Genomic DNA, 24,058 nt, shown 5'->3' with positions numbered 1-24,058 from the left:
CTATACAGACGAAGCCCGCCTTCGCGGGCTAAGAGTGGAGCGAGACTCTCACAATCTGCGCGGTTTTTTTCGAGGAAAGGAGGGGACAATGGTTCGCAGAAAGCTCCCCTCCCCGTTAACGGGGAGGGGTTGGGGGTGGGGTAAAACCCCCTATCAATTCGCCAACAGTCTCTTGGAAATCGCGGCACTACAACCAAGTCCGCCTGCGCGGACTTAAGAGAAGAGCGGGACTTTTAAAACCCGCGCAGGCGGGTTTCGTCTGTGTAGCTGCGGTTTCAACCGCCGGGAGGCTGCGGGACACAGCTTAAATTGACTCCAATGGCCACCCACGGAGACCGCCCTCTTCGGGGTTTCTGGGGCGCACTTCATCCAGCTGAAAACCGCTACAACCGGCTGCCGGTTTCATCTTGACATGGAACAGAAGGAGAGATATAATTAGATGGAGACAGTTCAGGCAAAATTCAAGCGAATTCTAATAGGCGCTGCGGCAATCCTTGTCCTTCTCGCTGCAATTGTGGGGGGCGTGGGGTGGTACAGCCTTTTCCGCGAAGTTCCCACCTATTACGAGTCAGCCGAGGAACACTTTAAGTACGGTTCTATTGGCACAGAACAGCAACAGGGCGTTCCCTATTGGATTTGGCTCGTCCTCCCCCGCATCTTTCCCGACAAGCTTCCAGCACCGGGGGGCTACACTTCCCTGGGCATTACATGGGAGGAGGGAAAAGAAATGCCGGTGGGCTTTCCCAAGAAAACCATTGGCTTTCCCCGTGTGGGGATAAATTGCGCGACTTGCCACACCGGCACCTTCCGGAAAACCGCCAAAGACAAGCCGGCAATTATCCCTGCCGGTCCTTCCAGCAAATTTGACAGTCAGGGCTATATCCGCTTCCTGAGCGCCTGCGCCAGCGATCCGCGATTTAACGCTGACTATATCCTTGACGAAATCAAGTACCATCACGAGTTTTCCCCGTTTGAGAAACTGCTCTACCGCTATTTGATCATTCCCCAAACCAAGAAAGCCCTGCTCCAGCAACAGGAAGACTTTGCCTGGAGCGATTCTCGCCCTGACTGGGGACCGGGGCGGATTGACCCCTTTAACCCGGTTAAGTTCAATATCTTGAACCTGCCTAAAGATGGCACGATTGGCAACTCCGACATGATGCCGCTTTGGAATCAAAAGCTTCACGAAGAGTTTGCGCTCCACTGGGATGGGTTGGAAACTTCTCTGGTGGAAACAGTCCAAACTGGGGCGATTGGTGACGGCGCAACCAAGAAGTCAATTGACATCGCCGGTCTGCAGCGGGTACAGCAGTTTATTACGGAACTTCCACCTCCCAAATATCCCTATCCCGTGGATGAGAAATTGGCATCTTCCGGAAGTCTGATTTTTGCCAATAGCTGTGGCTCCTGTCACGCTTTTGGCGGGGAGAGAACAGGAAAAGTGATTCCTGTTGAAGAGGTGGGCACCGACCGGCACCGCTTAGATATGTGGACTCAGCAAGCTGCAGAGGCTTACAACCAGTTTGCCGAAGGCTACGAATGGGACTTTGACCACTTGCGCAAAACTAACGGCTATGTAGCGGTTTCCCTTGACGGGCTTTGGTTGAGGGCACCTTACCTGCATAACGGTTCGGTTCCCTCGCTGCAAGACTTGCTGGAAAATCCAGAAAACCGGCCTCAGGTTTTCTATCGGGGCTATGATGTTTATGACCCGGAAAAAGTCGGCTTTGTCTCTAGCGGTTCCGACGCGGAGCGTGCCGGTTTTAAATACGATACCAGCGTGCCGGCAAATAGCAACCAGGGGCATCTCTATGGAACTGATTTGTCTGCTGATGACAAAAAAGCCTTGATTGAGTACCTGAAAACTTTATAGCACTAGCCACTTAGGTTAGGACGTAGGGCAGGCGTCTCGCCTGCCCCCAATGTCGAGTGTTAACGACAAAAACCCCCTTCAGGTCTGGCTTTTCAATCCAAAATCCAAAATCTAAAATCCAAAATTAGTATTATTGCTCCACCGGCTACGATCCAAACAGTCTCGTTTGCCCCTGCGGCTCAGTTGCTCCCAGACGAATTTGTCGCGTTCCGTTGGGAATGTGAATCCAGCCCAAATCTTTGAGGCGGTGTTTCAGATTGGAGATGGTGACGCCTAGCTCCTCTGCAATCTTATACAAATGCGACCACTTGGTTAAATCCCGTCCCTGCCGTTTTTGCTCTAAAATATAGCGCGGCATCAGCAAGCAGCTGGCAAAATACTGCGCTTGCCACTCAATTGATTCTATCTTATAATTATCGCTCGTCCCCCGGCAGACAAACGGCTGTGAGGGCTTTGCCGCCGGTGCCCCGAAATCCCCCAGATTCAGCTCCAGCTGCTTGGCAACACCGTCCACTTCGTCCTGGTTGATGTGCAGCACCCAGTGGCCTATTTCATGGGCGAGCGTCGATTCTTGAAACCCCTGCGGGAGGTTGAGAATCTCTTCGTTAATCTCTATTTGCCGCAACTCGGGCAGAATCCGCGCTGCGATCGGCCCATAGGAATCCGGCGGTATGCAGTCCCAAACTACGCCCAAATCCAAAAAGTCCGCCACCAGACTGGCCTCAAATGGCCATCTGGGAGCGAAATTCGGCGTCCGCTGCATCCGCATCAGCAGCTCAGAAGCCCGCCGCTCAATGGATTCCTTGGAATAGAAGCGATACGGCTTGAACACGCTCAAGGTTACTCGCCCTCACTCGCTGCTTGAAACACCTTTTGGGCAAAATCCGGATTTTCCCGCATCCTCCGCAGCAGTGCCGGCATCTCCTTATAGTGCTGCTTGAGAAAATCCTCCGCTCCTTGCGGCAACCTGCCGGCAAGGCAAATTAACTGCTCGGCGTCCAACTCCAGATGCCGCGCCAGCGAGCGAATCACATCCTCCTTGGGGGGATAGTCCGCCCGGTCGTTCTCCAGTTTGGACAGATACGTGAAGTCCAGCTCAACTAGCTTGGCCAGCTCTCGCTGGCTGTATCCTTTGGCCTTGCGCGCTGTAAGGATCTCCTTTCCAAATGTCTCGCTCACATCTTCTGTTTTCCTGACTACACCCGCATCATAGGCGATTTTGAAGAAAAAATCAACTCAGCGCTTGACGAAAAAATCAACGCCGCGCTAGGATAGGAGTGTTGAGTAAAAAATCAACGCAAGACAGCGGTACGGGTGGTGCTGGCGGCAGAGTCAGCTCAATCAGTACGCTATATGTGGTGTATCTGCTGCAGCGGCCCAGCTGTGTGGGGCGCGGCGCCGGCACCGGCTTGCAGGCGTTGTGCCAGTCCTGCCGGCTCAAACACACGAGCCCCCATAAGGCACTATCACGGAGAATCACAATGCTCAAAAGTTGGACGGACACTCACTACAAGCTTGCGGACGAGGACTGGCTGTATATCGCCAAGCACGATGGAGTTGGTTCTGTCTCCCTCGTCTGTCCGGGCTACGCGCGGGATGGGCAAGGCTTCAGCATCCATTTTACCACCGCTCAGATTGAAATACTGGAGCATTTGGTTGAGGCGCTGCGCGCTGCTCCGGCGGTGCCGGTGGGCGCAGCCATTGGCGAAGCCGCTCCGCAGGAGGAATATCCCAACCGCCCGCCGGCACCCACCAAGCCGCCCCTTTTATACCCTGTCGGGCGAGAAAAGTAGCCAGCCGGTTAATTGTTAATTGTTACTTGTTAACGTCCGGCATCGGATTGAGATGAAACTTAACTGTAAACTTTTAACGATTAACCCTTGCTATAATAGCAGTGACAGCGAACGCCTGGAGTTTAACTGGCACGCCAACCGCCAACCGACCAGCCCGCAAGCTGTAGCGTTAATAGCCCACCCCGCCACCTAACTTCCTCTCCCCCCTACCCTGACCCCTTAGCGTTCATTTATAAAGACAAAGTTAAGCCTGAATACACCCGGTTTATTCTACTGTATAAACCGAAAGTAGGGGCGGGTCCAGTAACATCCAGGAAAACCCAGAGATACTTTGGCTGAGCCCGCCCCTGCCTGCAAGATTCCCGGTGTGTGGCCATCGCTAAGGCTTAACAATTTCTTTAGAACTTAGCTCTAAGCCTTACCCCTTAAGCACTATCCTAAACCTTTGACAGCGCTATGGACAGCAATCCCGCCAACCAACTGAGTGAAATTGTCCTCCACGCCCATTTGGAAATTTCTGACGCTCTCAGCCAAGACACCCAAGAGCATCTCGAAGAATTTCAAGAGGATTTAGCTTATTTGTTGCAATCTGTAGAACAGGTGCAGACTCGCTTTGCCAAAGTGCTGGCAGAAAACCGGCGGCTGAAAGGGTTTCTGCTGGAGATGGTGAAAAATTGCTCCTGTCAGGAAGGCCGCCGGTGCCCTCAGTGCCAGCAGATTCTGGGCACCTTGAGCCATTTTGGCATTTAGATTGCTTCCTCCGCCGCCAATTTAAAAGCAGTGGGGTGCGTCCTGCCCGCACCCCACTGCTTTTTTTATGTAAATTAGGTGCCAAAACCTTGGCTCTGGGGCTTCACCCACAACCCGCAATCCCACGCTGACCTCAAATTGCGCCGGCTTTCCCTGCTGGCGCGAGCGGGCACCGGCCCCCTCTCTGAGATTTATTCCGGTTAATTAACTCTCATATGTTCCCCCCCGCACCCCCGCACAGCCCGGCACTCGCACCCCCGCACCCCCGCACCAGAAAGCAGCGCGGTCGTATTAAAATAAATTCAACGGACTCGATCGGATTGACTTTCTGCCTGAACCCCTGCCGCGCCACTCCCGCACGCACGACTGCTATCACCTCCGCTTGATTGCCAGGCGTTCGGGCGATAGGGATTGGGGGGGTGAGGGTCAGGGGCGCAGAGATCAATTGCGGTTAAGTGACCGTCCGCGACCTGACATCCATTTTAACAATTTTTAAGAAAAGTTTTAAAAATTTTAACAACTGCTTGGCACTGACGGGCAGGTAAGGCACTATCTAAGCAGGTATTTTTTCACAAAGATTTCGGGTTTAAAGGCTTACAGGCCAAGAAACGCTAGCATTCTTAACATCCTGTTATATTAGGCGCACCTGCCATGCCACTAAACGACTCGCCCATCTATTCATCCGCTCTAGAAGACGCCATTGACCCCTTACCCCTGATTGTTTCACCGGAAACTCCTGTAGCAGAAGTCTTGGCACTGATGAGCCAGGTCAGGAGCAACTGCCGGCTGCCGGCTGCCGGCCATCCGACTAGCGCAACTGTACCGCCGGAAATCCGCGCCACCTGCGTGCTGGTGATGGCAGGTGCCGAGGCGGGGATGTACTGCCCGCTGCCCGGAACTGGGGAAACAGGCGAGCGGCCTATACTGGGAATCTTCACAGAGCGGGATATTGTCCGGCTGACTGCTTCGCGCAAGGACTTCAAAAACTTCAAGGTGGCGGAGGTGATGACCAAGCCAGTGATTACCCTCACCCAATCTGGAGCGCAGGGGCCCCACAGTTTGGGCATTTTCACAGCCCTTTCCCTATTTCGCCAGCACCGGATTCGCCACCTGCCAATCCTGGACACAGAGGGAAAGCTGCTGGGGATGGTGACGCCGGAGACGATTCGCAACGCCCTCCGACCGGCCAACATCCTGACGCGGCTGCGCTTCGTCAAGGACGTGATGAGCACACGAGTGATCCAAGCCCCGAAAGACGCATCCGTGTTTGAGCTGGCCCAGCTGATGGCAAGCCATCACGTCAGCTGTGTGGTGATTGCTCAACAGCAGGCAAGCGGGGGCGCTCTGGAGCCATCTCCCGCCCCTGTCTCCGTGCCTGCCGGCATTGTCACCGAGCGGGATATCGTGCAGTTTCAGGCGCTAGAGCTGGATTTGGCCAAACTGCGGGCAAAAGACGTGATGAGCTCCCCCCTCTTCTGTCTGACTCCAGAGGATTCGCTGTGGTTCGCCCATGAAGAGATGCAGCGCCGGCACGTGCGGCGGATCGTCGTCACCGGCACTCAGGGGGAATTGCTGGGAATTGTCTCCCAGACGAGCTTGCTGCAAGCCCTCGACCCCAAGGAAATGTACGGCATCATCGAAGCCCTGCAGCACGCCGTCGAAGATCGCACCAGCGAGTTAAAGCAGGCCAACGAGCGATTGCAAACAGAGATTTTCGAGCGCCGGCGCGCCGAAGAAGCCCTGCAACAAGCTCACGACGAGTTGCAAATACTGGTTGAGGAGCGCACCGCTGAGCTAAAAGCCGCCAATGCCAGACTCCAGCAAGATATTTTCGAGCGCCAGCGTGCCGAGCTCGCCCTGCGGCAATCCGAATCTCAACTGCGACAGCAAACCCAGCACCTAGCGCAGACCTTGCGGGAATTGCAGCAAACCCAAGCCCAGCTGGTGCAAGCGGAAAAAATGTCTTCCCTCGGGCAATTGGTTGCCGGCATCGCCCACGAAATTAACAATCCCGTGAATTTTATCTACGGCAACCTGTCCTATGCCAGTGAGTATATCCAAGACCTGCTGCGCCTGCTCAACCTCTACCGCAAGACATACCCCGACCCCACTCCTGAAATCCAGGAGGAAACAGAGGCTGTAGAACTCGATTTCCTGACGGTAGACTTGCCGAAACTGCTGGATTCCATGAAGCTGGGGGCGGAGCGCATCCGACAGATTGTCCTGTCTTTGCGCAACTTCTCCCGCCTGGATGAGGCGGATAAAAAGCGAGTTGACATTCACTCCGGGATTGACAGCACCCTGCTGATCCTGCACCACCGGCTGAAAGCCAAATCGGCACATCCCGCCATTGAGATTATTAAGGAGTACAGCATTTTGCCGCCGGTGGACTGCTACGCCGGCACCCTCAACCAGGTGTTTATGAATATCCTCAGCAATGCCATTGACGCCTTAGAGACGGCATGCTTCAGGTGCCAGCCGTCAGACGATGAAACCCTGTCCCCTGTCGGGTGCCAGATGCCCGGAAATGAAGGGGTGAGGAATCACCTGTCTGATACTTTGGCAAAATCCAGAAACTGCAACCTCGCCTCCGGGGCGCATCCAGAAAGCTGTTACTTGAAACCGGCTATCCGCATCCGCACCGAACTGATAGATAGCAACTGGGTGGCTGTCCGCATTGCCGACAATGGCCCGGGCATGCCGGAAGAGGTTCGCAAGCACCTGTTTGAACCCTTTTTTACCACCAAGCCGGTGGGCAAAGGCACGGGGCTGGGGCTGTCTATTAGCTACCAGATTGTCGTGGACAAACACCGGGGCCGGTTGGAATGCGTCTCAGAACCCGGACAGGGTACGGAGTTTATTATTCATATTCCCATCCGCCAGCAAAAAGTCCCAACCCCTTTGATGTCCAAGGTGAAACTCATCAGCTAGACAGCAGCTTTTTCCGCGCCGCTTGACTGGCAGCAACTGTCCCACACATAGGAAGATTTTAAAACATCTACATTTTTTAAACGAGGAAACAAACCGCCAGCCAATAATGTGATATAATGGGAGGGGGATTTGATAGAATTTAAGGGGCCGGTTTCAACCGCCGCAGTTTCTTCTGAGTGCGGGGGGCCAGAAACCGGGGGCCAGAAACCGGCTTTCTTCTCAAATTTTGCCGAATTTGACCGCTTACCCACCATAAGAAACCCGGTTTCTCCTGACTGCGTGAGGGCGAGAAACCGGCTCTCACCCCCCGAAATGTAACGGCTGCAGCCGGTACTGCAAACCTGAAATTGATTTGTGTGCCCGCGCCAGCCCACCGGCAGCCATGCGGGATGCTGCCGGTGAACAGCCGGCTGCACTGCGGCGACTGGATCGGGTGCGCCAGCATGCCGGTGGCTCGCCGGCAAATTTTGCGGAATAATCCTTGACAAAATAACATCTTTGTGTTAATAAGGGAATCTTTGGGCAGGGAGAGACTGACGCGCTCGCCTGCTGGCAAGGCCAACGGCTTCAGCATCTTGACAAACAGACAGGCGTGCGAACTGAACAGTTGTGTGACACAATATAAAGAGTGACTGAAACGCAGTTGTGGTGACTTCCCCAAACGGCGACAGTGGCCCTCTTTGCAATGGCCAAGAGTGCAGGGGCCCATTGCTATGTGCCGGTATAGGTATTCAGTAGGCTAGCAACGTTACCAAAATTAACTTCACAGGGGTTCCGTTTAAATGCCGAATCAGAGACTGGAGCAATTAGAAAAAATATTGAATTTGGAATACGAGAAACTTGGCGAGTGGGAAATAGAACTTGCGATGAGTGCAAGTCCCCCGCTGAAAACCGAAATGAAGCAGCGAATCCGAGAGCAAATTTTGCCCAGCATTCGCAAGTATGAGGCTGAGTATTGGAGGCTTCTCGCTCAAGAGGCACGCTTTTGTGAAGTCCCAGAAGAGGATGCGAGCAATGCCATTGTTGAGGTGGTGCGGGAAGTCGAACTGATTGAGACAAACTCAAGTGCCAGCCATCTCGATAATAAGGTAATCCAATTATTGCAGGAGATTCTAGACAAGCTGAAAGAACCGAAAACACCGGCGTCAGCAAAGGCAAAGCTGGTTCTGCCTCTCCTACCAGGCATTCTGTCTTATGAGATGGAACTGGATACAGGAAACGGATTGAGAAGGGCATTTCAGCCACTCGGACGAGTTCTTAAGGGGGCGCTAGACGAAAAAAAGTAATTAGCCTCGATGCAATCTGTCCGTATCGGGGCTTGTTTGCCTTCCGGGAGGAGGATGCTGGGTTCTTTTTCGGGCGGGAGAGGTTTGTTGAGGGCGCAGAAAATAGCGAGGGCTTAATCCAAGTCGCACCAACCTTTAGTCGCTGTGATTGGCTCTTCTGGCAGCGGCAAGTCTTCCGTTGTGTTTGCGGGACTCATTCCCCGATTGCGGGAAGAAGGAATTTGGCTTATTGACTCTTTTCGCCCTCAGAATCAGCCTTTTTATGGGCTGGCTTCTGCCCTAGTGCGCTTGCTCAAGCCTGAACTTGATGAAATTCAACAGCCTGGGCGAGCAGCAGAACTGTTTGCAGACATGAAGCGCGAGTTGACGCTGGCGCAAGTTGTGGCAAGCATTCTGCAACGCAATCCCGACAAGCGGCTGTTGTTGGCAATCGACCAATTTGAGGAACTGTACACCCTCTGCCAGGATACCCAGGATCAACAGCGGTTTGTGGATGCTTTGCTGGCAGCTATTCAGTCAGCCCCGCGCCACTTGACGCTGGTGCTGACGCTGCGGGCTGACTTTTTGAATTATGTCCTGGATTATCCCGCCTTCGGGGAAGCCTTGCGGCAGCACGCGCCGCAGTTTCTCAGTGCGATGAACCGCGATGAAATGCGGGCAGCAATTGAGGAACCTGCCGAGAAAATGCAGGTGGGACTGGAGGAGGGGCTGACTGAGCGAATTCTCGATGACGTACAGGAGTCGCCGGGGAATTTGCCGCTGCTGGAATTTACCCTGACGCAGCTGTGGGAGAAACAGCGAGACGGGAAACTCACCCATGACGCTTACGAGGAGATTGGCGGCGTGGATAAAGCGCTAGCTCGTTACGCCGAAGAAGAATATGGCCAGCTGAGTGAGGCTGACAAGCAGCGGGCGCAGCGGGTGTTTATCCAGCTGGTGCGCCCCGAGGAACGCACCGAGGACACCCGCCGCACAGCCACTAGGGCTGAGGTGGGGGAAGAGAACTGGGATTTGGTGACCTATTTGGCGGGTGCGCGTCTGGTGGTGACGGCGCGGGATGAGAGTGCCGGTGAGGAGACGGTGGAAGTTGTCCACGAGGCGCTGATCCGGGAGTGGGGAACGCTGCGCCGGTGGGTGAAGGATAACCGCGAGTTCCGCACTTGGCAAGAACGGCTGAAGGCGAGGATGCGGGAGTGGGAGGATGCCGGTGCGGATGATGGGGCGCTGCTGCGAGGCGCACCGCTGGCACAGGCGGAAGAGTGGCACCGGCAGCGTCTAGATCAGCTCAGCCCAGACGAGGGAGTCTTCATCCAGAAGAGTTTGGCGCTGCGGGATAGGGAGATAAAAGAGAAAGAACAGGGGCGACAGCGCACGGTTATCGGACTTGCCGGTTTTTCGGCGTTCGCTTTTCTGGCAGGATTCGCTGGGTGGGGGTGGCAGCAGGCCCAAATCAATCAGCTCAACACTGTTATTCAATCTTCAAAAGCGCTCTCTGCCCCGAATAAAGAACAGGCGCTCACAGAAAGCTTAAAAGCCAGAAAACTTCTCAAATAGGTGTTTTGGGCAGATGCCAGCACCCGAAATGAACTTGTATATGCCCTAGCGCAGGGAGTTTACGGGGTGAAACCGCCAAATCGCTTGGGGAAAGGGCACAGCGATATTGTCATTAGCGCAGTTTTCAGCCCCGACGGCAAGCGGATTGCTTCCGCCAGCGATGACAGAACCGTGAAAATCTGGGACGCCGGCACCGGCAAGGTTCTCGTCACCCTCAGCGGGCACAGCGCTTCTGTCATTAGCGCAGTTTTCAGCCCCGATGGCAAGCGGATCGCTTCCGCCAGTGCTGACTATTCCGTGAGGGTGTGGGATTTGGATTGGGATTTGGACAAGCTAACGAAGCGCGGTTGCGATTTGCTGCGCGAGTCTTTGCAGAAGAATCCCAATGCGAATATCGACCGGCACCTCTGCGATGATATTCCCGCGCCGCTTTAATGCCGTCAGTGACCCGACGTAGGACAGGCGTCTCGCCTGTCCTGTGGGGGCTTCCCTTGCAGCCAAACCTTCGCCTCTTCCAAATTATTGAAATATACCATTTCCAAATCCAGCTTTTCCGTCCTTTTTTCTAAATCCTTAGCAGACAGCGCATTAAAACTGTTCAGCGACACCACAAAAGCCGTGTATCGCAAACCTGCTTCTACTGTTCGGGGCAGAAAATCCTTTTCCTGCCACTCATTCGTTTGCGCCCAAGGGCCTTTCGCCAAGAAAGTGTCCACCAGTAACTTGTCACAGTTATATTCTTTTATCATCTCTAATATGGCTTCGCACCCTTGCTTTATTATATCGTAAGTAACAAAGTTCTTCCAGCTTGCTACCAGCCAGCCATTGGCGGCGTCATATTCTATCCTGCAAAAAAGTTCGCCGAGCTCGTTTTTCAATTCCCTCTTGTCCATAAGTTTAAAATAAGTTAAAATTTCATTAGGCTGAATTGACTCGCTCTGCTCGCTCCCGTATAGGGGATAAGAGCATCAGAATGCTTCGCCAGCGTACCCTTGTTTGCATATACCCCCTGGCGATTGAAATCGCGGCTATACAAACAAAGCCCGCCTGCGCGGGCTAAATAAACCCGTATCCCCTCTCACAACCCTGAACCTAAAAGGCGGATAACCTCTCTAGCCGGCACCCTCCCTACTGCCGGCACCCTTTGCGCCGGCACAGCGGGACGCTCCCGAATGCCCCTCTGCGCATTCTCCCACTATTTTATCACTCGCTCACCCGGCTGTCAACCACTGCTTTGCAGAATTGCAGCAGCGCATCTTCGGGGAAATCGCACTTGGCGCGCGTTGGCTATCACTGAGACAAACTGCACATTTCCCGGCACATATCCGAGGGACGAATCTATCCTGTCCAGACTCGCCCGTCTGGGGTGGAGTGAGCAATTGTCCCAATCTTTAGTTGTTTCGGGATTGTCCAATTCCCAGCCGGTGTAAGGGCATCGCCCGCCCTGTTTTTCCCACAGTTCCTTTAAATATTTTACGGTGATAGTGCACTGCCGGTCTTTGCCTTTGACGCGCCGTCTCGCCAATTTGAGATGCTGGCGAAAGGGAGAGTATTCCGAAACGCCGGTTCACCTGTCTAGCCGGTTCGGCCCTCAGTTGGGGTAAAGTGTTAATATTGCAGTCACCGGCATCCGCCAAAGCGCAGTACCTGTTGTGCTCCTGTCCCCAGAAGCCGGTGACTGCATAGCAAAATTCTAGCAATTGTTCTTCTGTAAAAGCGTTTTTGGCAAAATTAGCGATAATTGCCACGAATTGGATATTGTCGGGCGTGTATCCTTTCGACGAATCCCGCCGGTCAACACTAGCGCGGTTGGGTGTTAAAGGTATCCCCAAATAGCTTGTTGTGCAAGGTAAAAGCACTAACTCCCATCCCGTATAGGGGCAAATCCCTTGCTGCCGCTCCCACACCTCCTTGAGATCGTGCAGGGTGACAGAAGACTCTTTTTTCCTATGCTTAACGGATTTTTTTATAAATTTCCAACAATATCTAAAAGGAGAATACTCATCTTGCCTGATTATGTCTCTCAAGTAAGAAGTATCAGTATTTAGCCTGCCTTTAAAGTTTTTTATGCCATAGACTTGTGCGGAACACTTGAGAGAGCAAAAATGCTGCCGGCCTAGCCTTTCACTGCGATTAAACTCACCTCGCGGCTTGGTAAACAGCTTCTCACAAGCTGGATTTGCACAAGTTAGAGTTACTGTCGGTTGTCCCATAAAAATTGAAAACCACCCTTACTAATAAGTATAGGGTGGGGTTTCATCACTAAATAGTTATATAGTGGAGCATGCGAGTGTCGAACTCGCGTCCTAGCGAGGTATTGACCTCCCGCTCATTCACAGGCTTAGCCCTTCTAACCCTCAGGGCGGGAACCATCCATTATCCCGGATGACAGGATACTTTGGTTAAGTCTTAGCTAGCAAACAACCAGAGGAACCTTGCTAGAGCATCCGTTGGGGTTTTGTCTGCAGCCCTTAACGGAGTCAGACTACAGACGCTCGAACCTGATTAGAGGTTTTTAGGCAACCACAGGGGCTTCCTTACGAGCAAATTTTACGATGTTATTCGCATTTACTTTTTTTTGAACCCGGTATTTACGAGAGAAGGCTCACTCTCGGCCTGAATCACAGGGCAGCTTTCGCTCACCAGTCGAAACCAATTAATGCCCCTCGTGTTCTTCCTTCATTATAGTCAAATATTTTCACCGACAGGAGAATGCCAGCCGTTTTCAGGTCGTGATAACCGATTAGTTTTATTCGGTTAACCGAACCTCAGGGAAAAAGAGCAACCGCAGGACCGGCGGGAGCGCCTGCCGGCTCGCCCCATCCCCCAAACCGGCAACGGCAGTACACCCCAGAAACCCGGGTTCTTAAAGAAACCGGGTTTCTCAGTACCGTTTTTGTTCGGTTAACCGAACCTCAGGGAAAAGAGCAACCGCAGGGTTGGGGGGAACGCCTGCCGGCAACTGGGGCGCAACCGGCTACAATCTAGCCACCGGCAGCTATCCTGGATAAAAAGGGGATCTTGGGGAGGTTCAGGGATTGAAGCTACTTTGCCTGAGCAATGGACATGGGGAGGACGCCATTGCCGTCCGGATTTTGCGGCAACTTCAGCTTTTGCCAAAACCCCCAAAATTGGCAGCCCTCCCCCTGGTGGGTGAGGGGCGAGCCTACACCGGCCTGAAGGGCGTCCCGATCATTGGCCCCGTCAGGGCAATGCCCTCGGGCGGCTTTATCTATATGGATGGGCGTCAGCTGTGGCGGGACTTGCAAGGCGGCTTGCTGCAGCTGACTTTCAGCCAGATCGGAGCCGTGCGGGCTTGGGCCAAAGAAGGCGGAGCCATCTTAGCCGTGGGGGATATTGTGCCGCTGCTGCTCGCCTGGATGAGCGGAGCACCCTATGCCTTTGTGGGGACGGCGAAATCCGAATACTATCTGCGGGATGAAACCGGCCCGCTGAAGCGCTTCTCGGCGGATGGGCGTCGCGAGATCCAGTCCGAATGCGTTTATCTGCCTCCGGAGCGATGGCTGATGCGCCAGCGCCGGTGTAAAGCCGTCTTTCCGAGAGACTCGCTGACCTCCGACAGCTTGCGCAGGTTTTCCATTCCCGCCTTCGATCTGGGCAACCCGATGATGGACGACCTCCACTCGGAAAACCCGCCGGCGCTTTTCTACGATCCAGATGCTGAAATCAACGAAATCAAGCGCTCCCTAATTGTCGCCCTCCTCCCCGGTTCCAGATCGCCCGAAGCTTACGCCAACTGGCAGCTAATAATGAAAGCTGTCACCGGCATGTGCGAAACCTTCTACGAGCGCGATCCGGTGTTTCTGGCGGCGATCGCCCCGGGCTTAAGTCTAGAACCCTTGTGCGAAAAGCTGGAAGTGGATGGCTGGCGGCAGAAAGAGCGCCAAAGCGCCGCGCCGGCGTCCCACCCGTCGGCGATCAAGCTCAAGGAGAAAACTCTGCCCCCGATTGGGGACAGTTCCGCTTTGACATTCAGCCTGGGAAATGCCACCACTATCCTCAGCCAGCACGCTTTTGTGGAGTGCCTGCAGCTGGCAGACCTGGCCATTGCAATGGCCGGCACCGCCACAGAACAGTTTGTCGGTTTGGGAAAGCCGGCAATCGCCATTCCAGGCGCGGGTCCCCAGTTCACCCCCGCCTTTGCCGAGGCGCAAAGTCGCCTGCTGGGGTCATCTTTAATTTTGGTGCAGCAACCGGCAGAGGTTGCCGGTGCTGTGCGCTGGCTGCTGCGCGATCCAGACCGGCTCCAGGAGATTGCTGAAAATGGCCAGAGGCGCATGGGTTCGCCCGGAGCCGCAAGGCGCATTGCTGCCTGTTTGAAGGAGCTGGATTTAATCCTGGATTCTTGACGCAAAGCAGCGGAACGCGGTATAATGCAATAAATCAGGAGCATGCATAGCGTAGCGCGAATCATGCCAACCGTTTGATGTCGCGCTTAATTCTCGACCCGCCTTTGAGACTTCCGACACGGTTGCCAGGTGAAACGGGTTCTTGAGCTTAAAGCAACAAAAACGGCGCTGACTTGAAGACGCCCAAGGTGAGGGGGTGCCAAAACACCGTCTTAAAACGTTCCTGAAATAGCGCTGACGGGATTTTCCTGAAAGCTTTGCGGGATACCGCCTCTATCACTTTTATCGGGGATAGTGCCATCGTTGCGTTGTCCGGGATTGTCCGAGATAACGTCGCGTAAATGTATCAGCGATTGCTAATTGCTAATAGATAATTCTGGGCGTTCGGGCATGGGGCATAGGGCAAAAGCTGAAAATCTTCTCCATGCGCCATGCCCTCCCATTCCCCATACCCTATGCCCAATTACCCATTCTTGACCAGCACTCCCGGTTCTCGCTGCACCGGCACGATGTCGAGAATATCGGTTTGAGCGCAATATTTCAGGTCTTCGTGGCACTCGAGGCGCAGCAGGCGCTGACCGTGACTGGCGCGGTGCATCAGTTCCAGCAGCCGGTCCTGCCACTGGCGGTAAAGCGCCACCGCAGCGATCGTTTCATCATTGCCGGCGAGTGAGCCCAGTTGACCACCGGTAGCGGTCAAGAGGCTGTCCGCGATCGCACCAGCACAGGCGGTATCTTCCAGAGAGAAGCTCCCCTCCCAACCGGAACCGACAATCCAAACCGTTTCTGGCTGTTTGGCCACCAGATAGTCCACCACCGCCTGCCGGTTGATGAAAGCAGCCGCCAGAACCGATGCAGCGTCTTGCACCCGCTGGAGGGAGCGCGTGCCATTGGTGGTGCTGATGAACAGCCGGCGTCCTCCCATCAGTTCCGGGGTGCAGTCCAGGGGAGAGTTCCCCAGATCGCACCCAGCCACCTTAGAACCGCCCCGTTCGCCGGCGCGAAGGCGCTTCTCGGCAGGCCACTCCTCGCTAACTTTAATCAGTTTATCCATATCGCTGAAGACTTGCACCGCCTCGGCACCGGCATGCAGTGCCGTTGCCATTGTGGTCGTGGCGCGGAGGACATCGACCGCGATCGCGCAGTCCGGCACGCTGCCGGTGGGTGTGGATTCCGGGGTGTGGTAAATAAAGAGCTTCACTGCAGGGGGGTATCTGGTATTGAAAGTGCCAACCTCTCATTTTATGCCCTTGCGGGCACCAAATAGATGGCCGGTGGGCATCGGGGCATGGCCCCGGGCGCATGGCGCATTGAGCAAAACATTCAATCCCCAATCCCCAACCCAAAATCCGGGCATCCAAAATCCCAAAGCCAAGATGCCCAATCCCCAATCCCCAATGCCCAAGTCTGGCTTCTTTCCCAATTTGCCGGTTATTCTTCCCGCTAGAATAGCCCTGCGAAGGGTCGCAAGTCAAGCGTTTTTCAGCCCTTTCAATCGCAGGCGCGTGCCAGTTCTGCTCTGCCTGGTTTCTGCCGGCGCAACGCCAGAGCGATTTTTGGCAGCGAGCCCTCAAGCCAATCCCTTCGGCTGTCTCACGTTTTCACTTTCTGCTCTGCCGCAGATAGAGCGCCGATCCCGCCTCGAAGAAACCAAAACAGGCGGTTAATAATCACTTGAATTTGAAGCGGCTGGCGAGTCTCAACCACACACCCCGCAAACATCTCATCCCGACTGCTGGCTAAATTTTAATCAAAAATTTTAATTTTTTGGGTTAAAACTTGCCTCATCTTGTGCTAAGATTATTAAGGGGGAAAACTGTCACACCGGCAAGCCATCCGTCTTAAGCAGGACCGCAATCCTCGCTCAAACAATATGTTGTTCCTTTGCCGAGACAAGGGCATGTCGCGTCTCTACATTATTTCGCCGCTCTTCACAATATAGCAGTATGCACTTAGGTTAGAACATTAGACCTTCAGGGGGGGCGTCCCGCCTGCCCTACGTCTATATAGCAGTAAGCATTTAGGAAACGTACATTCCGGCCTCCCTTGCTCCCTCGCTCCCGAAGCTTCTATTTTTCTAACCAATATGACTGCTGCTATAACACTGTTGCTAGGCAATAGGAAAAGAGAATTCTCTCCTGGCACAATCGCGCATGCTTCAGCAATGATAAGCCTATTCTACCTCATAAAAGGTTTCCGTGCCGGCACTCAACCGCCGCCAAATGTGACGACGCACCGCTAGATTTTCGCGCTGCCGGTGCCACATTCAAAAATCGCAGCTTCTCATGTCAGTCAGTGACAGGCGTTGCCTTCTGGCAACTTTTTGTGTCAGCGTTCGCCGGCTTACTTTGTGGCGGGGGCTGCCGGTGGCAACACCCCATAAAGTATTGGGTTCGCAGTTGGGCTAAAGCCCAAAGTTCGCAGTTGGGCTAAAGCCCAAAGTTCGCAGTTGGGCAATATTCACTTAGGTTCGGACACGATCGTCGGAATGATCCCCTATCCTAGCTGGTTCCGACGTAGGTACGGCGTTCGCCGGGCCTAACCAATATGACGGCTGCTAGAGAGGGCTATGCGAGCGTTGAGAGGGGAACCCCGAGCCCACCGGCAAAGGTTTGATTCGCTCACCGGCTCTCGAAAGCGGGACTCTGGGAGAGAATGCCGGTCCGCCGGCACCTGCCGGACGGCTTGTGGCCAATTAACACACTGTAGGGGCGGCCCCCCGTGGCCGCCCGCCCCGTGGCCGCCCAACCTGCCGGCCCCTGTGCCAGCCCAATGTAACGGAGAGGGAGGGATTCGAACCCCCGGAACCCTTACGGGCTCATCTGATTTCAAGTCAGACGCAATCGACCAACTCTGCCACCTCTCCAGTGGAGACTCGATTATTATCATAACCGGCTCCTTCGCCAATGTCTACCTGATTGCCGGTTGGGCGACAACACTGGTGCGGCAATAAAGAATTTGCTCGGACGCCACCCGGAAATCTTGGTTGACCCAAACCAGCGATATCTGTTCGACAGCACCGGCACACAGGGACACAATGGAGAAATTCCGCCGCCGGTCCGTGGGGGTTTGCACAATGCGGGGCACGCTGGCGGCATTCAAGTATACCGTCCCCTCGGAACTGACATGCACGCACCGGCGCAGGCGCTTCTGGGTGTGGCGCAGCCGGTGGTGCATGTGGCCAAAGGCCACCAGGGGGATCTGTTTGCCCAGCGCTCGTGTCTGGACAATCGCCTCCTCGAAATCGGGATCGCCAAAGTCGCCGCCAATCGGATTCCAGTCTTTGCCGCAAGGATCTTCCGGCAGGTCCCCCAAGCCGGTCGGGCCGTTGTGGCCCAGAAAAATCACCGTCTCACTGCCGGCTTGGCGGACAGCGGCCATAATCCGAGCCGCAGACGCCTCAAAACTGCCCACCCCAAACCGCTCGCGATAGAAATCGCTATATTTCCACTCCGATCCACCCCAGGTAAATGGACGGCTGCCCACTACCGTTAAACCCAGTTCTGGGAAGTCCAGCTTTCCGTAACCCACATGGGCCTCCCCCAGGACATTTAGCTGCTCGCGCACCCGATCTTCTTGGTGCCGGTCGTAGGGGCACTGGCTGCGACCCCAGTCCGTGGCCGTGTGCCAGGCGTCGTGATTGCCCAAAATAGCTGCTTTGGGAATGTCCAGACCGGCTATCGCCCGCACCACCGGCAGCGACTCGTTGCCAAAGTCCCCCACAAACAGCACCAGCTCGACTCCCAAGTGCTTGAGAGATTGCCGGTCCGCCTCTTCCCACTGGTCGTGAACGTCTCCAATAACAGCGATTTTGATGGGTTTATCTTTACTGATGACCATGCCAACTCCCTTGCCGCTCCTTATCCAGGATAAAAAAGCAGGGCCATTTTTGCACTCCCCCCCAGCCGAATTCTCGTTCTGTACCCCCAGTCACACATTGCCTCGGGAATTTTGGTTAAAATTACTATAATTGATGATAGATAGCACTTTGGGCACACCCAAACCAATTCAACTGTGTTTACTACTGCACTTTTGCGGCGCGACCAAACTCCCGCTCTGCCCCACGACCTGTTTGAGGGCATCCAAGTTCTGAAAAAAGAGCTAAATGCGGTGATTCTGGCGCACTATTACCAAGACCCGGACATTCAGGACGTTGCGGACTGTATTGGCGATTCGCTGGAACTGTCGCGCAAAGCAGCTAGCACCAGCGCCGACGCCATCGTCTTTGCCGGCGTCCACTTCATGGCAGAAACAGCAAAAATCCTCAATCCCGACAAACTGGTACTGCTGCCAGACTTGAATGCCGGCTGCTCGCTGGCAGACAGCTGTCCCCCGGAAGCCTTTGCGGCGTTTAAGGCGGCTCACCCGGGCCATATCGTTGTGTCCTACATTAACTGCTCAGCGGCCATCAAGGCGATGAGCGACATCATCTGCACGAGCTCCAACGCGGTTAAGATTGTCCGCCAGATTCCGGAAGACCAGCCGGTGATTTTTGCCCCTGACCGGAATCTGGGCAGGTATGTGATGGAGCAAACCGGCAGGGAGATGGTGCTGTGGGAGGGCAGCTGCATGGTGCACGAAAACTTCTCAGAAAAAAAGATAGTGCAGCTGAAAATTGAGCACCCAGAGGCCGTTGCGATCGCCCACCCGGAATGCGAGCCGCCGGTGCTGCGCCACGCCAGCTACATCGGCTCCACCTCCGCCCTGCTGAAATACGTTCAAGCCAGCCCCAGCAAAGCGTTTATCGTCGCCACCGAACCGGGCATCATTCACCAAATGCAAAAGCTCGCACCCGGCAAACACTTCATCCCAGCGCCGCCGGTGAGCAACTGCGCTTGCAACGAGTGCCCCCACATGCGGCTGAACACCCTGGAAAAGCTCTATCTGGCTATGAAAAATCGCTCGCCAGAAATCACCATCCCAGAAGAGACGCGCTTAGCCGCGCTGCGACCGATGCAGCGGATGCTGGAGATGAGTATGGCCTAAAGGGCGCTGCGCGAGGATGATTGAAACTTTTTCCGCTTATGGAAAATCCCTCTTACCCCCCCTCCCCGCTTGCGGGGAAGGGGGGGCCCCCTCTGGGGATAAGGGGCAGGGGTTGGGGGGTGGGGTTCTTCATCCGGCATTGCGGTGCGACACCTACCAATTAGCCTGCCGGTCAGCCCTGGATGAATTGCTGCAGCTTGTCCGCCAGCTGGCCGACAAGTCCCTCGTGGCTGTATGCAGCCTGCTGGCATTCCGCCTCTATGCGCTCAACCGCATCTTCCGGCAGGTTAAGCAGCCCCACCAGTCGCTTGTAAGCTTCAGCCTCTTCAGCATTGATGGCCGGTTCGTCTGGCGTGCGGGCGCTAGAGGCAATCACTTCATACCCCAGTCGCAGCACCAATTCCCGCTCCTCCGGGCTAGGGAGTAGGGGAATTAATTCCTCTAGGGGGATGTTTTGCATCATATAGTCCCGCAGCTCTTCTTTGAGGGATTGCTGCTGCTGGGTGCCGGCGGTGCCAAACAGCAGGCTGAACCGGTCGAGCATTAAATCCACTTCTTCTGTTGCGAGTTCCCCATCAGACCAAGCCATAGAAGCGACAGCCCGCAGCAGGTTCATCTGCCGGGGCGTGATCGAGGGGGGTGGGGGCGGCTGTAGCGGCATAAGTATTTCCTCCCAATAAAGGTGCGTTTGAGATCAACGCAATCATTGAAATCTCAAATTGTGTGATAATATTTTAGATGAGTTGGGGCTTGGCCTGACTCAAAGCAACAGAACTCCAGCACCCCCATTAGCCTATAACGATGGACATTCAACGATTTATCGAACAGCTGCCCAGTTTTTACGAGAACTGGAGTTTATCGTCTGTACACCCCAAGTCCCAGCGATTTCAGCAGGTGCTTGACCGAGTTGAAGGCATGACAGCGCCTAACATCATGCAGTTACTCAATTTTGCAGTGGACTGCATGGAACCCGGGGAAGTATATTGCGAAATAGGCTGCTTTCGGGGCGCTAGCCTAATCGGGGCTCTCCTTGACCATACAGAGGGGATGGCCTGTGCGGTGGATGATTTTTCTGAATTCGACGACTCGGGCGAAAATTTGCAAAAGCTCACGGAAAACCTAGCCGAATTCAATCTGGAGGAGCGAGTCTTTTTCTGCCAGCAAAACTTTGAAGACTTTTTCTCCGACCTGCGAGAACTTGGTTCGGAAGAGAAGATTGGGGTGTATTATTATGATGGCCGGCATGACTACAGGTCGCAACTTTTAAGCCTGCTCCTGGTCAGACCTTTTCTGGCAGACAGAGCGCTGATTATTTTAAGTGAGGCGAATTCCGAGTCAGTTCAGCAAGCCACCCGCGACTTCCTGGCTGCTAGCGAGCAAAGCAGTTTGCTGTTTCATTGGAATTCCGACCGGCATTTTAGCGAGACATTCTGGAATGGAATTATTGTCCTGGCTTGGGAAGCGGATAGAATTACAGAGGGGGAGGAAATTAATGCGGACAGCCAGCTAGCGCGCCAGCAATCAGTAATAGAAGCAATCTCCAATTTGCAAACAGAGCGGAAACGGGAGGAACTTAAGAAACTTTACAAAGAGGCCACGAACACACTGTACCTGGTGCGCCGCTATGATGAAGCAGAGCGCATGTTGAAAACAGTGCTGCTGCATGAGAGTGCCAATATCGATGCTTGGATGACTCTAGGAATACTTTACTCTCTGATCCAAAGATATACTGAAGCGATAGAAGCGCTCCTGAAATGCCTGGAAATTGATGCCTCGAAGGCTGTACTGCATTACAATTTAGGCACATTTTTTGAGAAGGCTGGGGACATATATCAAGCGATTGAGGCTTACAAGCACGCAATTGCCTTGCAGCCGGACTTCACGGACGCTTGCAATAATTTAGGCAATATTTTGTGCGAATTAGGAGAGTTTGAAGAAGCTGAGTCAGTGATTCAGAAAGCGATTTCACACAGCCCGTCTCAGTTCGGATACTATATAAGTCTGGGCAATCTTATGATGGCTCAGGCTAAATATGACGAAGCCATAGACGCTTATCAAAAAGCGAGAAGCTTAAATCCTGATGAGGCTGATATCTTCTACAACTTGGGACTCGCCTTAGAAGCAAAAGAAGACAGCCTAGCTTACTATTACTTGGGTCAGGCTCACGGGATCAAAGGAGAACATGAAGACGCTGTTACTTGCTTTGGCCGGTTTTTAGAGACTCATCAATTCAGGCATGGGAATGACTGCTTGGTTTACGCTTACTGCTTAAACGAGTATGGCCACACTCAAGAAGCCCTCGCCTGTCTTACAGATCCACCTATCTCACAACCGGATAATTTATCTGTCTCCATCACCAGAAAGTTACTTCTCCCACCTCTTTATGACACAGAAGAGGAAATCACTCTCTGGCGTCAGCGATTCATTCGGGGACTGGAAGAAGTCATAGAGACAGCTCATTTAGAAGAGGAGGAAGCTCTAAAAAAAGCTGTAATGGCTGCGGGTGAATTAAGCATTTTTTACCTGCCGTATCAAGGCTATCAAGATATAAGTTTGCACCTCAAATATGGCACTTTCATTCATCAAATCATGTCCGCTTACTACCCGCAGTGGGCGAGGACACTGCCAGTGCCCGGTCTGGACAAGAATAGCAAAATTCGCATCGGCTATATATCCAATCAGTTGGGGAATGCTAGCGGGACTAAATGGGCATTGGGTTGGCTCAAGAATCGGGACAGGGATAAATTTGAAGTTTACTGCTACCATACGGGATCGAAATTACTGGATTATAAAACAGTCAGCTTTAAAGATCTGAGCGATTATTTCTATCACATCCCTAACAGTGTGGAAGCTGTCTGCCAACAAATTCGTTCAGATAACTTGCACGTCCTGGTTTTCTTAGCGATTGGGATGTGGGCACCGATCGCCCAAATAGCCGGTTTGCGCCTCGCCCCCATTCAGTGCGCGGCGTGGGGGCATCCCGTGACTTCTGGGTTGCCAACAGTTGACTACTTCTTGTCGGGAGATTTGCTGGAACCAGAGAACGCGCAAGACCACTACACTGAACAACTTGTTCGCCTCCCTAATTTGGGCATCTCTTACCCGAAGCCGCAGATTCCCAACCCTACGAAAAATCGCTCGGATTTTCAGCTGCGTGAGGGAGCAGTTGTGTATTTATGCTGTCAGTCTACGTTCAAATACTTGCCGCAGTACGACTTCCTGTATCCGGAAATCGCTCGCCGGGTTCCTGAGGCTCAGTTTGTGTTTGTGTTTCGCTCCACCGGCTTCTATAAATCAAATTCCAGTCTGCAAGGACGATTTCGCCAGCGCCTGCAGAACGCTTTTGCAAAAGTGGGGCTGAACAGTGAGGAGTATTGCGTATTTTTGACCAGTCAAGACTGGAAGGGCTACACGAGCTTGCTACAGTGTTCAGATGTCTTTCTCGATACGCTGAGCTTTTCAGGGGGGCACACGACTTTCGATGCGGTTGCCTGCAACTTGCCGGTGGTGACTTGTGCGGGTGAGTTCATGCGGGGGCGTCAGTCCTTTGCCATTTTGAGAATGCTAGGGGTGACGGATACCGCTGCCCAAAATGAAGCTGAATATATTGAGATTGCGGTGCGGCTGGGATTAGACCGGCAGTGGCGGCAGGACATTTCGCAGCGCATGAGCCAGCGTCACGACTGCCTCTATGAAGATACAATCTGTGTGGGAGGGCTCGAGGAGTTCTACGAGCGGGCTGTGCTCGAAAAGCTGGCGCAACAAGAAATCGCACCCCCGCAAACCGGCTCACCTCAGAAGACAGTCCTGCATGTGGGCTGTGGACCTTACGGGCGCGACAGTTTGCACAAAACCTTCCGCACCAAAGAATGGCTTGAAGTGCGGCTAGATATCGATCCGAGCGTTAAACCAGATATAATTGGAACGATAACAGATATGAGCGGTGTGGCGAGTGAGTTCGCTGACGCACTCTACTCATCCCACAATCTCGAGCATGTCTTCAATCATGAAGTGCCGGTGGCGCTGGCAGAGTTTTACCGCGTCTTGAAACCGGGTGGCTTTGCCCTGATTACGCTGCCAGATATCCAGAAAGTTGCGGAGTGTGTGGCTGAGGGGAATTTAGAAGACACCCTTTATGTTTCCGCTGCCGGTCCGATCGCAGCGATTGATATTCTCTACGGGTTTGGAGAGGCAATCGCTCGCGGCAACCACTACATGGCCCACCGCACCGGCTTCACAGCCCAAAGCCTAGCAAAGAAAATGCAGGAAGCTGGTTTCCGTGACATTGAAGTGCGCCGAGAAAACCTGGATCTGTGGGCGACAGGGTACAAATAGCAGGGTGCGCCCAGTTTGTAAGTTCAGCGTAGCCCAAAGGTTCGTAGTTGGGCTTCAGCCCAAAGGTTCGTAGTTGGGCTTTAGCCCAAAGGTTCGTAGTTGGGCTTCAGCCCAAAGGTTCGTAGTTGGGCTTCAGCCCAAAGGTTCGTAGTTGGGCTTCAGCCCAAAGGTTCGTAGTTG

22 protein-coding genes, 1 tRNA gene, 1 other RNA gene and 1 pseudogene are annotated in these 24,058 nt (G+C 53.8%); 14 read left to right on the top strand and 11 right to left on the bottom strand.

Annotated features, from left to right (window positions below; translation table 11 throughout):
• Positions 1-439: 439 nt before the first annotated feature.
• The gene (locus OSC10802_RS0106435; protein ID WP_017715965.1) at positions 440-1,873 is read left to right on the top strand and encodes a c-type cytochrome; all 1,434 of its coding nucleotides are present in this window, start codon (positions 440-442) and stop codon (positions 1,871-1,873) included.
• A gap of 145 nt (positions 1,874-2,018) precedes the next feature.
• On the opposite strand, the gene OSC10802_RS0106430 is transcribed toward OSC10802_RS0106435, so the two are convergent.
• Complete coding sequence (locus OSC10802_RS0106430; RefSeq protein ID WP_026098220.1) at positions 2,019-2,711, bottom strand: ImmA/IrrE family metallo-endopeptidase; 693 nt, start codon at positions 2,709-2,711, stop codon at positions 2,019-2,021.
• 2 nt (positions 2,712-2,713) lie between these two features.
• Entirely contained in the window at positions 2,714-3,052 is a 339-nt protein-coding gene (locus tag OSC10802_RS0106425) for a helix-turn-helix domain-containing protein (protein WP_017715963.1), read from the bottom strand.
• Between the two features lie 302 nt (positions 3,053-3,354).
• Here OSC10802_RS0106425 and OSC10802_RS54105 point away from each other — a divergent pair, with 302 nt between their 5' ends.
• The 4 genes from OSC10802_RS54105 (at position 3,355) to OSC10802_RS55460 (ending at position 4,620) form a co-directional block, all read left to right on the top strand.
• On the top strand, positions 3,355-3,666 hold the full coding sequence (locus OSC10802_RS54105) for a hypothetical protein (protein ID WP_232731631.1): 312 nt from the start codon (positions 3,355-3,357) through the stop codon (positions 3,664-3,666).
• A 52-nt stretch (positions 3,667-3,718) separates the two neighbouring features.
• Complete coding sequence (locus tag OSC10802_RS48985; RefSeq protein WP_155967420.1) at positions 3,719-3,859, top strand: hypothetical protein; 141 nt, start codon at positions 3,719-3,721, stop codon at positions 3,857-3,859.
• A 263-nt stretch (positions 3,860-4,122) separates the two neighbouring features.
• Positions 4,123-4,416 carry a hypothetical protein gene (locus OSC10802_RS0106415; RefSeq protein ID WP_017715961.1) on the top strand — a complete coding sequence of 98 codons (294 nt, stop codon included), beginning with the start codon at positions 4,123-4,125 and terminating at the stop codon, positions 4,414-4,416.
• 78 nt (positions 4,417-4,494) lie between these two features.
• Positions 4,495-4,620, top strand: a complete 126-nt coding sequence (locus OSC10802_RS55460) for a hypothetical protein (RefSeq protein WP_017715960.1) — start codon at positions 4,495-4,497, stop codon at positions 4,618-4,620.
• Positions 4,621-4,627: 7 nt separating this feature from the next.
• Here the strand turns inward: OSC10802_RS55460 and OSC10802_RS38925 are convergent, their stop codons facing one another.
• Positions 4,628-4,861, bottom strand: a complete 234-nt coding sequence (locus tag OSC10802_RS38925) for a hypothetical protein (RefSeq protein ID WP_017715959.1) — start codon at positions 4,859-4,861, stop codon at positions 4,628-4,630.
• Between the two features lie 314 nt (positions 4,862-5,175).
• Here OSC10802_RS38925 and OSC10802_RS38920 point away from each other — a divergent pair, with 314 nt between their 5' ends.
• Positions 5,176-7,347 (top strand): CBS domain-containing protein, encoded by a 2,172-nt coding sequence (locus tag OSC10802_RS38920; protein WP_017715958.1) that lies wholly within the window; start codon positions 5,176-5,178, stop codon positions 7,345-7,347.
• On the opposite strand, the gene OSC10802_RS0106400 is transcribed toward OSC10802_RS38920, so the two are convergent.
• Positions 7,344-7,835 (bottom strand): hypothetical protein, encoded by a 492-nt coding sequence (locus OSC10802_RS0106400; protein ID WP_017715957.1) that lies wholly within the window; start codon positions 7,833-7,835, stop codon positions 7,344-7,346. The two genes, OSC10802_RS38920 and OSC10802_RS0106400, sit on opposite strands and share 4 nt — an antisense overlap.
• A gap of 294 nt (positions 7,836-8,129) precedes the next feature.
• Here OSC10802_RS0106400 and OSC10802_RS0106395 point away from each other — a divergent pair, with 294 nt between their 5' ends.
• The 3 genes from OSC10802_RS0106395 (at position 8,130) to OSC10802_RS44020 (ending at position 10,622) form a co-directional block, all read left to right on the top strand.
• Positions 8,130-8,633 (top strand): hypothetical protein, encoded by a 504-nt coding sequence (locus tag OSC10802_RS0106395; protein WP_017715956.1) that lies wholly within the window; start codon positions 8,130-8,132, stop codon positions 8,631-8,633.
• 144 nt (positions 8,634-8,777) lie between these two features.
• On the top strand, positions 8,778-10,187 hold the full coding sequence (locus OSC10802_RS38915; protein ID WP_017715955.1) for an nSTAND1 domain-containing NTPase: 1,410 nt from the start codon (positions 8,778-8,780) through the stop codon (positions 10,185-10,187).
• On the top strand, positions 10,188-10,622 hold the full coding sequence (locus OSC10802_RS44020; RefSeq protein ID WP_017715954.1) for a WD40 repeat domain-containing protein: 435 nt from the start codon (positions 10,188-10,190) through the stop codon (positions 10,620-10,622).
• 5 nt (positions 10,623-10,627) lie between these two features.
• Here OSC10802_RS44020 and OSC10802_RS38910 read toward each other — a convergent pair whose 3' ends face one another.
• The 3 genes from OSC10802_RS38910 to ssrA all read right to left on the bottom strand — a co-directional run bounded on the left by OSC10802_RS38910 (position 10,628) and on the right by ssrA (position 12,853).
• Positions 10,628-11,080 carry a hypothetical protein gene (locus tag OSC10802_RS38910; RefSeq protein WP_017715953.1) on the bottom strand — a complete coding sequence of 151 codons (453 nt, stop codon included), beginning with the start codon at positions 11,078-11,080 and terminating at the stop codon, positions 10,628-10,630.
• Positions 11,081-11,578: 498 nt separating this feature from the next.
• Positions 11,579-12,400, bottom strand: a complete 822-nt coding sequence (locus OSC10802_RS48980) for a hypothetical protein (protein ID WP_017715952.1) — start codon at positions 12,398-12,400, stop codon at positions 11,579-11,581.
• A 62-nt stretch (positions 12,401-12,462) separates the two neighbouring features.
• Positions 12,463-12,853, bottom strand: a transfer-messenger RNA (tmRNA) gene (gene ssrA, locus OSC10802_RS45370).
• A 372-nt stretch (positions 12,854-13,225) separates the two neighbouring features.
• On the opposite strand from ssrA, the gene OSC10802_RS0106370 reads away from it, so the two are divergent.
• Positions 13,226-14,557 (top strand): lipid-A-disaccharide synthase-related protein, encoded by a 1,332-nt coding sequence (locus tag OSC10802_RS0106370; protein ID WP_017715951.1) that lies wholly within the window; start codon positions 13,226-13,228, stop codon positions 14,555-14,557.
• Between the two features lie 227 nt (positions 14,558-14,784).
• Positions 14,785-14,898: pseudogene (locus tag OSC10802_RS56325) on the top strand (RNA-guided endonuclease TnpB family protein); the annotation flags it as partial.
• A gap of 122 nt (positions 14,899-15,020) precedes the next feature.
• Here OSC10802_RS56325 and OSC10802_RS0106365 read toward each other — a convergent pair.
• Positions 15,021-15,758, bottom strand: coding sequence for a 2-phosphosulfolactate phosphatase family protein (locus OSC10802_RS0106365; RefSeq protein WP_017715949.1), 738 nt, complete (start codon positions 15,756-15,758; stop codon positions 15,021-15,023).
• Positions 15,759-15,867: 109 nt separating this feature from the next.
• Here OSC10802_RS0106365 and OSC10802_RS0106360 point away from each other — a divergent pair, with 109 nt between their 5' ends.
• Positions 15,868-16,224 (top strand): hypothetical protein, encoded by a 357-nt coding sequence (locus OSC10802_RS0106360; RefSeq protein ID WP_155967419.1) that lies wholly within the window; start codon positions 15,868-15,870, stop codon positions 16,222-16,224.
• 1,111 nt (positions 16,225-17,335) lie between these two features.
• Here the strand turns inward: OSC10802_RS0106360 and OSC10802_RS0106355 are convergent.
• Together OSC10802_RS0106355 and OSC10802_RS0106350 are read right to left on the bottom strand one after the other, a co-directional pair.
• Positions 17,336-17,423: transfer RNA gene (locus tag OSC10802_RS0106355), tRNA-Ser, on the bottom strand.
• A 44-nt stretch (positions 17,424-17,467) separates the two neighbouring features.
• Positions 17,468-18,397, bottom strand: coding sequence for a TIGR04168 family protein (locus tag OSC10802_RS0106350; RefSeq protein WP_017715947.1), 930 nt, complete (start codon positions 18,395-18,397; stop codon positions 17,468-17,470).
• Positions 18,398-18,571: 174 nt separating this feature from the next.
• Between OSC10802_RS0106350 and nadA the strand changes: the two genes are divergently transcribed.
• Entirely contained in the window at positions 18,572-19,543 is a 972-nt protein-coding gene (gene nadA, locus OSC10802_RS0106345) for a quinolinate synthase NadA (protein ID WP_017715946.1), read from the top strand.
• A gap of 172 nt (positions 19,544-19,715) precedes the next feature.
• On the opposite strand, the gene OSC10802_RS0106340 is transcribed toward nadA, so the two are convergent.
• A complete protein-coding gene (locus OSC10802_RS0106340) occupies positions 19,716-20,204 on the bottom strand; it encodes a tellurite resistance TerB family protein (RefSeq protein WP_017715945.1) in 489 nt (162 codons plus the stop codon).
• Positions 20,205-20,344: 140 nt separating this feature from the next.
• On the opposite strand from OSC10802_RS0106340, the gene OSC10802_RS38900 reads away from it, so the two are divergent.
• Entirely contained in the window at positions 20,345-23,878 is a 3,534-nt protein-coding gene (locus OSC10802_RS38900; RefSeq protein WP_017715944.1) for a tetratricopeptide repeat protein, read from the top strand.
• The last annotated feature ends 180 nt before the right edge of the window (positions 23,879-24,058 follow it).

Source organism: Kamptonema formosum PCC 10802 (assembly GCF_000332335.1).
Lineage (GTDB): Bacteria > Cyanobacteriota > Cyanobacteriia > Cyanobacteriales > Oscillatoriaceae > Oscillatoria.
Note: the sequence above shows the minus strand (reverse complement) of the source record. Positions and strands in the feature narration are given on the sequence as shown.